The organism is Thermodesulfobacterium commune DSM 2178 (assembly GCF_000734015.1).
GTDB classification, from domain to species: Bacteria; Desulfobacterota; Thermodesulfobacteria; order Thermodesulfobacteriales; family Thermodesulfobacteriaceae; genus Thermodesulfobacterium; species Thermodesulfobacterium commune.
On sequence record NZ_CP008796.1, the window covers coordinates 853,331 to 868,364 of the forward strand.

Sequence of the window (15,034 nt, forward strand, 5' to 3'; positions counted from 1 at the left end):
TTGTCTTCCGAACTTTTTTCTTTCTTAAAAAAAATTTTATCTTTTCTTAAACCCTTTTGGAAAACTTTTCTGTTAGGACTCTTTTTTGCGGTAGTTAGTTCTTTAATCACAGGGGCAAGCACCTGGGCTATAAAACCTATCTTTAATTTTGTTTTTGTTGAAAAACATCACGAGTATTTTTTTCTTGTTCCTCTTTTGATGGTATTAGTCTTTAGCTTGATGGGGATTACTTCTTTGCTTCAAGCGTATTTTATGAAAGCCGTCTCTGCAGGAGTTATAAATAACCTTAGGTTAAAGTTGTTCCAAAAATTTCTTTATCTTCCTGTAGAGAAAATAGCAGTCCAAACCCATGGACAGGCTGTATCAAAGGTGATAAATGACACCGCCCAGATAGAGCCCATCTTAGGTGAAGCGTTAACTACTATTTTTCAAAGCTCCTTTTCAGTGTTAGTATTGATAGGGGTTGCGCTGTATCAACGCTGGGACCTCACATTGTTAGCCTTTATTACCTTCCCGGTAATTATCTTTGGTAGTAAAGCCTTAGGGGCTAAAACCAGAAAAGCAAGAAGGCTTGCCCAGGCTTCTACCGGAGAATTAACCCACAAGATGCAGGAACTTTTGCAAGGAATAAAAGAAATTAAGCTTAGTCCTTCTCCAGAAAAGGTAATAGAGCTTTTTTCTAAAGAGCTTGAGCGTTTTTACAGATGGAGCCTTAAAATTACCAAATACAGAGAAGGTTCTAAAAGCTTAGTAGATGTAGTTACAGGAATAGGCGGTGCTCTGGTTATAGGATATGGAGGGTTTCTTACCATCAATGGTGCTATGAGCCCGGGAAGTTTTCTATCTGTATTAACAGCCATCCTACTTATTTTTAATCCTATAAGGAAGCTTTCGAGAGCCTATACTTACCTAAAAGAGGCTCAAGGTGCCTGGGTAAGGATAGAAGAGGTCCTTAACCTTCCGGTTGAAACAGGAGGAAACCTAAAGGCTCTTCCCCCTAAACAAGGCTTTACCTTTAACGAAGTATATTTTCGTTATATCTCAAGCCTAGACTGGACGCTAAAAAATATCAATTTTTTCTTACCTGCTAATAAGATTATCGCCTTTGTTGGCCCAAGTGGTTCTGGTAAAACCACTTTAGCTTCTCTTCTTCCGAGATTTTTAGAACCTCAAAAGGGAGAAATACTTTTAGATCACACCAATCTCAAAGAATTTGAAATCGGAAGTTTGAGGAATCTTTTCGGAATGGTCCTTCAGGAACCTTTTTTGTTTAACCTTAGCATAAAAGAAAACCTTCTTATCGCAAAACCTGAGGCTTCAGAAGAAGAAATCATAGAAGCCTGCAAGTTAGCCAAAGCCCACGATTTTATCTTAACCCTTCCTAAAGGATATGATACTGTATTAGGAGAAGAAGGGTTTAACCTTTCAGGCGGTCAAAAGCAAAGAATAGCCCTTGCCAGGGTTTTTCTCAAAAAACCACCTATCATCATTTTAGACGAAGCCACAAGTCAGCTTGATGCCATTACCGAAGAGGCTATTCAAGAGGCTTTAGACCGTTTAAAAGGAAGACACACCATCATCATCATAGCCCACAGGCTTTCAACCGTCACTAAGGCTGACCTCATTTTTGTGTTTGAAAAAGGCGAAATCGTTTCTCAAGGCACCCATCAACAATTACTTGAAACCTCTACTCTTTACAGAAACCTCTATCAAACCTTTCAAAAATGTAGTTGACCTAATTTTTCTTTAATTGCCTGAAAAACTTCTTCAGGTAAAATAGAATTCATACAATCCCACTGAGAGCATTTCTTTTTAAAACATGGGCTGCATTTTAACCTACTTTGTAAAATCTTAAAATCACCTCCCCAGGGGCCTGTTCTGTAAGGAGAGGTAGGTCCAAATAGAGCTACGGTAGGAACTTTTAAAGCTGAAGCAATATGCATAGGGCCTGTATCAACGGTTACCACAAGTTTACTTTTTTGAATAAGGCCTATCAACTCTTTTAACCTCATTTTTCCTACCAAAGATTTTACCTCTCGGTGTTTTTTTTCCATCAAACCTGCCCATTTTCTTAAGTCCTCTTCCTTGGGTCCCCCTGTAATATAAATCTTAATTTCGGGATATGCCTTTAAGGTTAACTCTATGAGGTTTTCCCAATGAGAAAAGATCCACCATTTAGTTTTCCATCTGGCAGAAGGAATAAAAACTATATATGGTTTTTCCACCAGATCTAACGGAGGAAACAATCCTGGCAAAACTGCTTCGGGAATGGTCTCCACTTTTTCTCCAAAATCTGGACATATAAGCTGTAATGCCTGCTGTGTCAAGTTTAAATAACGTTTTACTGCATGGACCTCAGGGTCATAGCCAGGAAGTTTTACGTTGTAAAAAATAGGGCTTAACTCACGGTGATTTTCAAATCCCACTTTAAACTTAGCCTTAGCTAAACCTATTACTACCCCGCTTTTAAAAAGCCCTTGATAATCTATGGCTAAATCGTAAGTTTCCTCTCTCAAATTCCTGATAAAGGCTTTCAGTTTACTAGGATTTTTAAGGTCTTTTTTTGAAAAAACTATTGTCTTCCTTAAATAAGGATGTCCTCTTAAGACCTCTGCATTCCTTTCGTCTACCACCCAGTCGATGATGCTTAGAGGATATTGTTGTTTTATTAGGGTTAAACAAGGAAGGGTTTGTACTACATCTCCCAACGCTGAAAGTTTTACCAAAAGAATCTTCATCAAACTTTATTAAAGGTTCCTTATGATGATTTCAGCAGCTTCTTTCAGGTTTTTAGCAACCCAGTCAGGATAAATCCCTTTTTTAGGAGCTACATACTTTAACTCTCCTTTACCATATCCGGTTAAAACAAGAATGGTCTTTATCCCTAACCTTTTTCCAGTCTCAACATCTACAATCTTATCTCCAATAAAGTAAGACTTCTCAAGTTCTATCGGATATTTTTCTAAAGCCTGTAAAACCAGACCAGGGTTTGGTTTTCGACAATTACACCCTTCATTTGGACCATGCAAACAAACAAAAAAATCATCCAGTTTAACACCTTTTTTAGCAAGTCTTCTTGTGATAAGCTGGTTCACCTCAAAAACTAAACTTTCTGGGAAATATCCTCTTGCTGGTCCGCTCTGGTTGGTGATAACGATAAGCTTAAACCCTCTGTCTTGTAATAGTTTTAAACCTTCGGCTACTCCAGGTAAAAGACGGACCCTAGAGAGGTCATTGATATAACCCATTTCTTCGTTGATAGTACCGTCTCTGTCAAGAAAAACAGCTGGTTTTTTATTCATATTTTGATTAAGTTAGAATGTGAAATTTATATTCGTAAACTAAAAATTCTTTATTTGGTTTTAAAGTGGTACTAAATCCATATTTCTTTTCTAAGTCTTCAAGGTAGTGGATTTCCTCACCTATTATTTCTGAAAGGTCAGGATGAATTTCAATCTCTATTTTTTTGTTTTTAATATGAGGACCCATTTTGATGAGCCTTCTCAAGATTTCATAGTAGATTGTCTTTTTACTTTTGATACTCCCCTCACCGTGACAATAAGGGCAGCTTTCTAAAAAGATCTTATAAAGAGAATCTCTTTTCCTTTCGCGGGTCATTTGTAAAATACCAAACGCAGAAATAGGTAGAAAACTATTTTTAGCTTTATCCTTTTTCAAAGCTTCTTTTAATGTTTGCACCACTAACTCTTGGTGTTCCGGATTTTCCATATCGATAAAGTCTATGATAATTAATCCACCTATATTTCTAAGTCTTAGTTGATAGGCAATTTCTTCGGCAGCCTCTAAGTTGATTTTATACACAGTTTCTTCTAATTCTTTGGTACCGGTATACCTCCCTGTGTTAACATCTATAGCAGTAAAAGCCTCACAAGGTTCGATCACTATAAAACCACCTGACTTAAGCCAAACCTTACGGGAAAGCAGTTTTTTAATATCTATCTGGATGCCATGGGCAAAAAAAATATCTTCTTTGCCTTGATAGAGCTTTATATATGGTGCTAAATTAGGAAAATAGCGTTCTAAAAAGTTTTTAATCTCTTCAAAAAAGTCTTTATCGTCTACCACTATCTCTGAGATGTCTTTGGTAAATAAGTCTCTTATAGCACGAAGGGCTATATTTAGCTCTTCATACACTAAAGCTGGAGCCTTCATCTTTTCAGCTTTTTCTTTAATTTCACCCCAAAGACACAGCAAAAAGTCCAGTTCTGCCTTAAGTTCTTCTTCTGTAGCTCCTACTGCAGCTGTCCTTATAATCCAACCTGTATTTGGTGGCTTTATTCGTTCTACAATTTCTCGTAGTCTTTTACGCTCTAAATCATCTTTTATTTTTCTTGAAATACCTACTCTGTTCATGTAAGGAAGATAGACAAGATAGTGTCCAGGTAAGGTTAAGTTGGTAGACACCCTTGCTCCCTTGTTTCCTAATGGCTCTTTAATCACCTGCACAAGGATTTCTTGCCCTTCTTTCAATATTTCATATAGATTTGCCATAAAAACCGTATCCTTTTCCCATTCTATTTCTGAAGAAGGCATGATATCATCACCAAACAAAAATGCTGTACGGGAAAGACCAAGGTCAAGAAAAGCAGAGTTAATACCAGGAACCACCCTAACTACTTTTCCTTTATAAATATTACCTACTAAACTTTTTTCTGAAGGCCTTTCTACATAAAATTCAACCAACTGTCCGTTTTCTACCAAACCTACTCTTATCTCAAAAGGAGCATAATTAATGAGCAACTTAGCCATGGTCGTTATAAACGAAGCTCCTTCAAAAATTCTCTTATAAGTTTTTCTAACCGTTTTTCTGCTCTTTTAGACTGTTCAACCACCTCAGAAAAAAGGATAGGAATAAAGTTGTCTGGATCGTTTACGTTTGAAATAACAGAAATTCCTAAAACCTTTAATCCTGCATGAACTGCAACTATCACCTCTGGCACAGTAGACATACCCACGGCATCTGCTCCTATCATCCGTAAAAACCTTGTTTCAGCAGGGGTTTCAAGACTTGGACCTGGAACCGCTACATATACCCCTTCCCTTACCTCTTCTCCGAGCCTTAACGCAACTTTTTTAAAAAGTTCTCTCATCTCTTTATCATAAGCACATGACATATCAGGGAACCTTGGTCCCCATTCTTCGTTGTTTATTCCTCGAAGAGGATTGTCAGGGATCAGGTTTATATGGTCTTTTATCACCATCAAATCACCAGGTTTAAAGTTAAGATTTAGTCCTCCAGCGGCGTTAGACACTAAGTATAGCTTAGGTTTAAAAAGACTTAAAACCCTTAAAGGAAAGGTTATCTCTTTAGCTGAGTAGCCTTCATAAAAATGAAACCTTCCCTGTAAAACAGCTACCCTTTTATTTTCTAAAATCCCAAAACAAAGCTCTCCTTTATGAGTTTCTACTGTAGACCGAGGAAAGTTAGGCAGTTCACGATAAGGAAAGACAGCCAGCTTGTTGACCCTATCCCCCAAAGAAGATAGACCTGTACCTAAAGTTATGATGATATCTGGTCGAAAAGGAGCGATTTTTTTTAAATAATCAAAAGTTTCTTTTACTTTTTCAAAGTATTCTCTGTCTTTTTTTTCCATTTTGTTTTTAGCCAATCTTAAAACTGATCGGTAAACTTAGGTCTCCCAAGGTCATCTATTTCTATTACTTTAACCCGGATTACTTCACCTATGTTATAAGCACTTTTCAAATCCTTTGGAGGGTTCGCCATTTTTGAAACATGTAAAAGACCTATCTTCCCTGGTAACACCTCAATGAAAAGTCCATAAGGTTCTATTCTTGTTATCTTTCCTTCATAAATCTTACCTATTTCCACTTCAGATACCAGAGCTTCTATTAGTTTCTTTGCTAAATCTACATCTTCTTGAGTTTGCCCGGTAATACTAACTTTACCTCCTTCTAATACCCAGATACTAGTATTTGTTTTTTCTTTGAGTTCTTTTACTGTCTTTCCACCTGGACCTATTATAAGATAGGTTTTATCTTCAGGAACGGTTATGATTTCGATCTTCGGAGCATATGGAGAAAGGGTTTTTCTTGGTTCAGATATAGCCTCATACATCTTATCCAAGATAAACTCTCTTGCCTTTTTAGCCTTTGAAAGAGCCTCAGCTAAAACCTCTTTAGAAAGTCCTTTAATTTTAATATCCATCTGAATACTAGTAATCCCATCCCTGGTACCAGCAACCTTAAAATCCATATCTCCAAGCTGGTCTTCTTCTCCTAAAATATCTGTTATTATTAAAGACCTCCCTTCTTCTAAAATAAGACCCATCGCAATCCCTGCTACATGCTTAGGAATAGGAACTCCTGCATCAAACAGCGCTAAGGAACCGGCACAAACCGTTGCCATGGAGGAAGAACCGTTTGATTCAAAAACATTGGCTACCACCCTGATTATATAAGGAAACACCTCTTCCTCTGGAATCAAAGGTTCTAAAGCCCTTTCAGCTAAAGCCCCATGACCTATCTCCCTTCTTCTTGGAGGTCCCCAAGGTCTGGCTTCTCCGGTACAAAAAGGAGGAAAGTTATAATGAAGCATAAACCTCTTAAACACCTCTCCTTCATAAATACTTTCTACCAACTGAGCCTGTTCTCTTGAACCTAAAGTAACACTGGCAAAAACCTGGGTTTGGCCTCTAGTAAAAACCGCACTTCCATGAGGTCTCTCAAAGGGATGGATCTTAATATCTATAGGCCTTATCTCATCGGGAGTTCTTCCATCAATCCTCTTACCCTCTTTAAAAAGTTTCTCTCTCATTACCTTGCTTATCAGTTTTTTATATTGATACCCCAGTAAAACTTTCTGCGAGGCTATTTTTTCATGCTGATTGACAAATTCTTCAAAAATTTGTGCCAAAGCTGCCTTTCTTTGAAGTTTATCTTGTATGCTTAAAGCCTCTTCAATTCTTGATTTAACAAAACTGTTTAAGGTTTCTATAATATTTAACCAATCAGAAGGCAACTCTACATTCACCTTAGGTTTTCCTAAGTCTTCTATAAGTTTCTTTTGAGCCTCTATCAAAGGTTTAGCTCTATCTAAAACCAAATAAAGCGCCTCAAGAACAACCTCTTCTTCTACCTCTTTTCCTCCTCCTTCTACCATCACGATAGCATCTTCAGAACAAGACACAATCAGCTCTAAGTCTGCCTGTTGTCTTTGCTCATAGGTAGGGTTTAGGATAAACTCTCCGTTCACTCTCCCAACCCTAAAACCTGCGATTGGACCTTCAAAAGGTGCTTGAGAAAGCATCAAAGCAGTAGAAGCCCCAGTAATAGCTAATACATCTGGGTCATATTTTTCATCAGCCGAAAGGGTTAAGGCTGTCACCACCACATCGTAAAAAAAACCTTCAGAAAAAAGAGGCCTAACAGACCTGTCTATAACTCGAGATACCAGAATTTCTCTATCCGTAGGTTTCCCTTCTCTTTTTATAAAGCCTCCAGGTATCTTTCCCCATGCTGAAGACTGCTCTCTATAGTCTACCGAAAGGGGGGTGAAATCTACCCCTTCTACCAAAGACTGCCCTATCACTGCTGTTACCAAAACAGCTGTATCTCCCTGTCTTATTACAACTGATCCATCAGCAAACTTAGCATATTCTCCGGTTTCAATAATAATCGGATCGCCCCATCCCAGGTCTACCGACAATCTTTTCATATATTACTCCCTTAATTTTTTGCTTAGATAAGTTTAGAGTATAAAATTAAAAATGCAAGAACTTTTGAGTTTAGTTCTAAAAGGTTATTATATATTAATTTAATTAATATATACTCAGCTTAATAAGTTGTCCAGCATAAACTATAGCCCCTCTCAAGATTAAAGTTCCTGCAATTACCAGTATAGCTGCTATGTTCATCCTCAAAATTTGACCTCTGGTAAACTGATGAGGAAGTCCATGTTCTTCAAACTCGGTAATTTCTCCGAGTTTCATCCGTAAAGCAAGAGGCAAAAACAAAAAGATTAGTATCAAGGCAAGGGTATAGATAAAATATTCTCCTTTAAACGAAAAGAAAGGTTCTAACGCCCTTTTGTAAGGGGCAGAAGAAACATATAACCCATAAAAGTAAAGAGGTATAAGCAAAAGTTCTATGACGATAAGCCATACGTCTATTTTTGTAAAAAGATACTTGATTTCTACATCCTTGGCTATGATAACTATCAAAGCTGCTCCTGCTGAAAGAGCAGAAACCAAAAACAAAATAGGGAGGGTCGCGTTATTCCATAACGGAACAGCCAAAAAAGAGGCTAAAAGAATACCAGTATAAATAGCCAAAAAGATACCTGCCACAAAGTTTATTTTGGCAATCAGTCTCATTCTTGGTTTTAACCTATCTGAAAATCTTTTTAAAAATTCAAACTTTAGATAATGTTTTTGTTCTTCAGGCAACACAGCAAGAATATAAAGGGCATTAAAAAACAAAACTAAAGGAACACCCCAAGTACCCCAGGACATAAGAGAAAGAGGCTGAAAGGTCAAATATCCCCAGTAAAGATGCCATGGGGCTTTAATTTCAAGGATGATAAAAAGAGCACCTACAGCAAGCATGACAAAAGCAATCAATGGAGCTCTTACACATTTGGCTAACTCTTCTACTGTTTTGGTAGGCCTAAGGTTGGCGATAGAACACATAACCAAAGTTCCTGCAGCCAATCCTCCTAAAAATAGATATAACACTATCCTCCAGTCCCATACCTCAAAATGAGGAAAGGTGATAGAGTTAGTCCCGGTAATGGTTATTTCTACCATGGTTAAAACCCCCCTGGGAATCTCTTGTTAATATAAAAAACACGAGGTTTAGTACCTGCCCATTCAAGCCTTACAGCAGCATCGTGAGTCCTTAAAATCTTAGCCACTTCACTTTCAGGGTCGTCTAAATCTCCAAAGATCCTCGATTTACCCAAACAAGTTTCTACACAAGCAGGTAATTTTCCTTCTTTTATTCTGTGCTGACAAAAGGTACACTTATCAGCTGTCCCATCAGGACGAATGTATCTTGCATCATAAGGACAGGCCAAAATACAGGCCTTACATCCAATACACTTTTTATGGTCTATTTGAACGGTTCCATCTTTTGCCCTGTGAGAAGCCCTGGTGGGACAAGCATCTATACAAGGAGCAATTTCACAATGATTACAAAGTTCTGACCTGAGTTCCATCCTGAGGTTGGGAAATTCTCCTCTAACCTCTTCTACCACCCTTGTCCTAAAATAACCATCTGCTACCTTATTCTCCTTTTTACACGCTATAACACAAGCCATACACCCTACACATTTCTCTACATCTATAACCATCGCATATCTTGGCATGTTATTTCACCTCCTTTTAAGCCTTCTCTATCTTAACAAAATTAATCCTCATTCCTACACTTCCAGAAATCGGGTCTACAGCATATCTGGTTATCAGCTGTTGGTCGTCTGCACCGTTTAAATAAGCTCTTTTTAGCATAGGAGAAAAACTTCCAAACCCATGAGGGACATAAACACAATCTGGTCTAATCCTTTCGGTAACCTTTAACTTAACCTTATTGCTTTTAACTCCATCCTGGTTAACAAGGACCACATAATCCCCGTTTTTAAGTCCTAACTTCTTAGCTACCTTAGCGTTAAGCCAAGCAGCATTTTCTTTCATCAGCTCCCATAAAGATGGATTATTGGTAGTTCTTGAGAAGGTATGCACAGGTACCCTACCATAAATAAGTCTAAAATACCCTTTAGGCGGTTGTTCATGCTTGGTATAGGTAGGAATAGGAGGAAACCCTGCTTCCTCTAATTGCTTGCTATAAAGTTCTATCTTGCCAGAAGGAGTTTTAAATTTAACCTCAGAAGATTCATTGATGTAAGGATTAGCAGTGCCTGGTATCTCTATATAACCTTTCTGTTTAAGCTCTTCAAAATTTAATCCAAGAGCCTCACATTTAGCCTTAAGAAAATCCTCAAAATCATTATAAGGAAAATATTCCTTTAAACCAAGCCTTACTCCTAACTCTTTTGCTATCCACCAACCAGGCTTGGTATCATACATCGGGTTAACAACCGGTTGTCTCAAGGCTAACCCTATGCTTCTTTCCTTTACCACAAAAATATCATCATATCTTTCTAGGTAGGTACACTCTGGGAGAACCACATCTGCATAAAGCACATGATCAAAGGGCATCATATCAACCGCTACTACAAGGTCCAACTTTTTAATAGCCTCGATGGTATCCCTCTGATTAGGAGTAGATTTAATAAGATTAGTCCCTGTAATCAACCATCCCTTTATAGGATAGGGTTTCTCCGTAAGGGTTGCCTTTATAATCTCAGGGATAACCCCTTCTTCTTCGGTAAAAGGGTAAGGCCCTTTATTTATCTCAGGTTTTTGATGTTCTGGATAAGGTACTCCACAAAAGTCTCCAAAACCATACTCAGACAAAGGATTCTTTGGTGGAAGATATATACCCCCTGGCCTTCCATAAGCTCCTAAAAGGGCAGTAAGGATCGCTATCGCTCTTACTCTTTGAGTATTATCTCCATACCAGGCAGTATGTCTTCCAGGATGAATTAAGACAGAAGGTTTGTTTTTTCCCATAATTCTTGCAGTCTCTATGATCAAAGAAACAGGGATGTCTGTTTCTTTTTCAGCCCATTGAGGAGTATATTCTTTCACTGCTTCAGCCAGTTTATCAAAACCTTCGGTATATTTAGCTACATACTCTTTATCATAGAGCCCCTCTGTTATGATTACATTTATCCAGGCCAAAAGCAAAGCAAGGTCGGTAGCTGGCTTGATAGGAAGCCAGTATTTAGCTTTGCTTGCTGCGGTAGAAAACCTCGGGTCTACTACGATAACTGTAGCTCCCTTTCCGACTGCCTCTGCAAACTCCTGACACATAGAGTTATGTGCATTTTCTCCTATATGAAACCCCATCAATACAATAACTTTACTATTCTTTAAATCTGCCCTTTCTGGATTACCCACAGGTGCACCAAAGGTAAGTTTAAAGGCTATGTCTCTTGCCCCTCTACAAAGGGCATAAGAAGGCATACCCAAATTAGGAGAACCATAGGCCCATAAAAGATGAATAAAATAAGTAGATATAGTCCCATGGGTAAAGAGGGCTACAGACTCAGGACCATAGGTTTCTTTAATCTTAAGCATCTTTTCTGCTACATAATTTAAAGCCTCATCCCAAGAAGCCTTTTTAAACTTACCCTCTCCTCTTTGCCCAACCCTTATCAAAGGATGTTTAAGCCTGTCTGGGTCATAAAGAAGACCTATTCCACCATGACCTCTGGCACAAAGTTTACCTCTTGATTGAGGATGTGCAGGATGTCCGTCAAGCTTAACCACCTTTCCGTCTACTACCTTCGCTATAACCCCACATCTCCAAAAACACATTTCACAAACGGTAGGAACATATATCGGTTTACCTTCTGGTTTACGTCCTAAACCTAATAATCTATCTACCTGCGTAGCCCCTATAACTCCAATTCCTCCAGAACCAGCAACTACCTTTAAAAAATCTCTTCTTGACCATTTCATTCCTTAAACCTCCTTGGTCTTTTCTAAGCCCTTTAAGAAATTAGTTTAAAAAAGAGATATAAAAAGTCAAGATTTAACGCAATCATTTATTGAAAATTTAAACAGGACGAGCTTAAGAAGAACTAAAAAAGAAAAAAACTAAAATCTAAGAGAAAAACTTAATAATTAAGCCTCTAATTTCTTTAAAAGCTCGTTTAAACTTAAGTTAAGACCGCTTTTATCTCTTTTTATCATCCCACCGATCTTTATAAAAGTTTCTTTTTCTTCTCTTTTCAGAAAAACCCAAAGGGTTTGAGGATCAAGAAAATATACCCCTATCAACCCAAAGATCATCAACAGAAAACCCATGTAAACCAACCAAACTCCTGGGTCCTTTTTAACTTGAAGCACACTCATGTAAAACTTATCAACCAGGCCTTTAAGTTCAAGTTTCCCTACATTTTTACCTATCTTAAACTCTGAAGGTTTACCCTCGATAGCGAAAATCTCGTCCCCCTCCCCTGTTTCTTGATCTAATAGATTAAACTTAGCTACCACAAAACCTTGATGAGCCATATAGGCATCAAGCATAAGCACGTATCTATCACCTATTTCTGCAGGTACCGTAGGATCAACTTGTTTTTCTAAGGTTTTCCCGTCTATACTTACTCTTATAGTAAATTTAGGCAATTCTTCATAGCTTGCTTGATAAAAGGTAATTCCTTTATATTTAGCCGGCTGGTTAACCTTGATCAAAGCATCTACTGTTTTATTGTTTTTTTCTATAAAAGTCACATTTGAAACATACTCTTTAGGAGTTCCGTCTGGATAAACTTCCATCGTAAACTTATTCAGTTTCACAGAAAAATCAACTATAACAGGATGGTCCTTCCTAAAAAGGTTTATCTGATTAGAGGTTTCCCCTTCTAACAAATACATGTTACCTCTAAAACCCCAAATAGCACCTACGATAGCTCCTACTATTATCAGAACCAAAGAAAAATGAACTAAATATACCGCTAAATAACCTATCCGATTTTTATCCTGATAGAACAAAATTCCTTCTGGAGTTTCCTTTTGTTTAAACCCTAAGGTTTGTAATAGATTTATCAGTTGAGAAACATCTTTTTTTAATCTAGTCTCTTGAGCATTAGGTAATTTATGCGGGTCAACTTCTGCAGGATTTTTTTTAAAAAGCTTCCAGCTAAACTTAATCCTTTTTATCGAACAGCTAACAAGGTTTACCATGAAAAATAATAGTAAAAAAATATACAATACAGAATGATAAAAATCATCAAGCTGAAAAGCAAGGATCAACCGGCCTAAGGATGGTCCGTATTTCATCAAGTAAAAATCTGAGGGGTGAGCCTGAGGAATAATAGTTCCTAAAATGGAAAAAAAAGCTATAAGGAAAAACAAAACTATGGCAACCTTAATCGAAGAAATAAAATCCCAGATTGACCTCATTCTTCAACTCCTTTAGGTTAGTTTAAAAAACTTTTTTAAAAATAACATATAAAAATTTTTAAATCAACCCCATAACCTCACCTTGAAAAACCTGTAATTTAGGTTTTAATTTGAAAATAAAATTATCAAAAAAGGAGTTTTTATGAGATTTTCAAAAAATAAAAAATTATTTTATCCCTTGGTTGGGGTAATTCTTTTAGTAATCATAGCCTTTTCAAACGGGTTTACTAAAGAAAAAAACGATGAAATCTATAAATATTTAAAACTCTTTTCTCAGGTATTAAAACTCATAGAAGACAACTATGTAACAGAGGTTTCACCTAGGGACCTTATCTATGGAGCCATAAACGGAATGCTAAATTCTTTAGACCCTTATTCTTCTTTGATGAAGCCTGAGGAGTTCAAGGAGCTTGAGATAGAAACCAAAGGAACCTTTACCGGTATTGGGATCGAGATTACCATAAAAGACGACATAATCACCGTCGTTGCCCCGATAGAAGACACTCCTGCCTGGAAAGCTGGCATCAAGCCAGGAGATAAAATTCTAAAGATAGAAGATAAACCTACCAAAGGTATGAGTCTTACAGAGGCGGTTAAACTCTTAAGAGGTCCTAAAGGAACAAAGGTTAAAATAACCATTCTCAGGAACGATAAAGATATAAAAGAAATCACCCTCGTAAGGGATGTTATCCCTATAAAAAGTGTTAAGGTTAAGGTTCTTGAACCTGGGTATGCCTACGTGAGGATTACCAATTTTCAAGAAAAAACTCATCAAGAGTTGATAGATGTTTTGGAAGAGCTTGAGAAAAAAGAATTAAAAGGTATAGTATTAGACCTTAGATATAATCCAGGAGGACTTTTATCCTCGGCTATAGATGTAGCAGATGAATTTTTGGAAAAAGGAGTGATTGTTTCTATAAAGGGGAAGTCTAAAGATTCAGGAATGGTGTTTGAAGCCAAACCTAACCCCTCTAACAGAAAACACCATTATCCTATCGTAATTCTTATAAATCATGGCACAGCCTCAGCCTCTGAAATAGTTACCGGTGCGTTAAAAGACCATAAAAGAGCCCTTGTCCTTGGTCAGAAAAGTTTTGGTAAGGGAAGGGTACAAACTGTTATACCTCTTGATGATGGCTATGCAGTAAAACTAACTACTGCTTTTTATTACACCCCAAGTGGAGTTTGCATCGATAAAATCGGTATCTCTCCTGACATAGAAATACCTGCGATGGTTGAAGCTACTACTAAAGAAAAACCTAAAGACAAAGACGAAGAGGATTTACTTAAACCATGGACCTCTCCTGAAGAGGATTTTCAGGTAAAGATGGCTCTCTCTATCTTGAAAAACCTAAAAGAAATTTCTAAGTTGAATTTTTAATGTTTGACCCTAAGGTTTTTATACTTTTAACGCCTGTTTTGTTACTTGCCTTAACGGTCCATGAATTTTCTCATGGCCTTGTAGCTTATCTTTTAGGGGATCCTACCCCTAAACTCGCAAAAAGGCTTAGCTTAAACCCTATTAAACATCTTGATTTTTTTGGAACGTTAACTCTGTTTATTACCCAAGCCATAGGCTGGGCCAAACCAGTACCTATCAACCCCAACTATTTTAAAAACCCCTGGAGGGACATGGCTCTTGTTTCTATAGCTGGACCTTTATCCAACATCTTGCTTGCCTTTATCTTTGGGTTCCTTTTTCATTTATTTTATGGCTTAAATTTAAACTACTCCTCTTTTGTGATTTCCCAACCTCTTGCCCTAATGTGCTTTTTAGGTATAAAAATAAATCTTGGTCTGGCTATCTTTAACCTTTTGCCTATTCCCCCTTTAGACGGGAGTAAGGTTATTGTTAAATTTTTACCAAAAACCTGGAGATTTAACTACCTAAGACTTGAAATGTTTGGGTTTATCTTTATTTTAATTTTAGCCATAACCGGTGTGCTTAGCAAGTTTATCTACCCTATATTAAACTGGTTGACCAATCTGATTTTAGGGATTACCAGTATAGGTAGTATTTAAAAAAT

Annotated in this window: 12 protein-coding genes; 3 read left to right on the plus strand and 9 right to left on the minus strand. The window is 37.3% G+C overall.

Annotated features, from left to right (window positions below; translation table 11 throughout):
- Complete coding sequence (locus tag HL41_RS04270) at positions 1-1,734, plus strand: ABC transporter ATP-binding protein (protein ID WP_038061652.1); 1,734 nt, start codon at positions 1-3, stop codon at positions 1,732-1,734.
- Here the strand turns inward: HL41_RS04270 and HL41_RS04275 are convergent.
- From HL41_RS04275 to resB, 9 genes are all read right to left on the minus strand, one after another.
- Positions 1,719-2,738 (minus strand): glycosyltransferase family 9 protein, encoded by a 1,020-nt coding sequence (locus tag HL41_RS04275; protein WP_038061655.1) that lies wholly within the window; start codon positions 2,736-2,738, stop codon positions 1,719-1,721. The genes HL41_RS04270 and HL41_RS04275 overlap by 16 nt on opposite strands.
- A gap of 9 nt (positions 2,739-2,747) precedes the next feature.
- Entirely contained in the window at positions 2,748-3,302 is a 555-nt protein-coding gene (locus HL41_RS04280; protein WP_038061658.1) for a D-glycero-alpha-D-manno-heptose-1,7-bisphosphate 7-phosphatase, read from the minus strand.
- Between the two features lie 7 nt (positions 3,303-3,309).
- Positions 3,310-4,770 carry an Rne/Rng family ribonuclease gene (locus HL41_RS04285; protein ID WP_038061661.1) on the minus strand — a complete coding sequence of 487 codons (1,461 nt, stop codon included), beginning with the start codon at positions 4,768-4,770 and terminating at the stop codon, positions 3,310-3,312.
- 5 nt (positions 4,771-4,775) lie between these two features.
- Entirely contained in the window at positions 4,776-5,615 is an 840-nt protein-coding gene (locus HL41_RS04290; RefSeq protein ID WP_038061753.1) for a purine-nucleoside phosphorylase, read from the minus strand.
- A 17-nt stretch (positions 5,616-5,632) separates the two neighbouring features.
- Entirely contained in the window at positions 5,633-7,696 is a 2,064-nt protein-coding gene (locus tag HL41_RS04295) for a polyribonucleotide nucleotidyltransferase (RefSeq protein ID WP_051754495.1), read from the minus strand.
- A gap of 103 nt (positions 7,697-7,799) precedes the next feature.
- Positions 7,800-8,786, minus strand: coding sequence for an NrfD/PsrC family molybdoenzyme membrane anchor subunit (nrfD, locus tag HL41_RS04300; protein ID WP_038061663.1), 987 nt, complete (start codon positions 8,784-8,786; stop codon positions 7,800-7,802).
- Between the two features lie 2 nt (positions 8,787-8,788).
- A complete protein-coding gene (locus tag HL41_RS04305; RefSeq protein ID WP_001138409.1) occupies positions 8,789-9,346 on the minus strand; it encodes a 4Fe-4S dicluster domain-containing protein in 558 nt (185 codons plus the stop codon).
- A 16-nt stretch (positions 9,347-9,362) separates the two neighbouring features.
- Positions 9,363-11,561, minus strand: coding sequence for a molybdopterin-containing oxidoreductase family protein (locus HL41_RS04310; RefSeq protein WP_038061667.1), 2,199 nt, complete (start codon positions 11,559-11,561; stop codon positions 9,363-9,365).
- Between the two features lie 165 nt (positions 11,562-11,726).
- Positions 11,727-13,007: a cytochrome c biogenesis protein ResB gene (resB, locus tag HL41_RS04315; RefSeq protein ID WP_028841324.1), complete on the minus strand. Its 1,281-nt coding sequence runs from the start codon at positions 13,005-13,007 to the stop codon at positions 11,727-11,729.
- A 142-nt stretch (positions 13,008-13,149) separates the two neighbouring features.
- Between resB and HL41_RS04320 the strand changes: the two genes are divergently transcribed.
- Both HL41_RS04320 and HL41_RS04325 read left to right on the plus strand, forming a co-directional pair.
- Entirely contained in the window at positions 13,150-14,388 is a 1,239-nt protein-coding gene (locus tag HL41_RS04320) for a S41 family peptidase (RefSeq protein WP_038061670.1), read from the plus strand.
- Positions 14,388-15,029: a site-2 protease family protein gene (locus HL41_RS04325; RefSeq protein ID WP_028841322.1), complete on the plus strand. Its 642-nt coding sequence runs from the start codon at positions 14,388-14,390 to the stop codon at positions 15,027-15,029. Before HL41_RS04320 ends, HL41_RS04325 begins: the two co-directional genes overlap by 1 nt.
- Positions 15,030-15,034 lie beyond the last annotated feature (5 nt).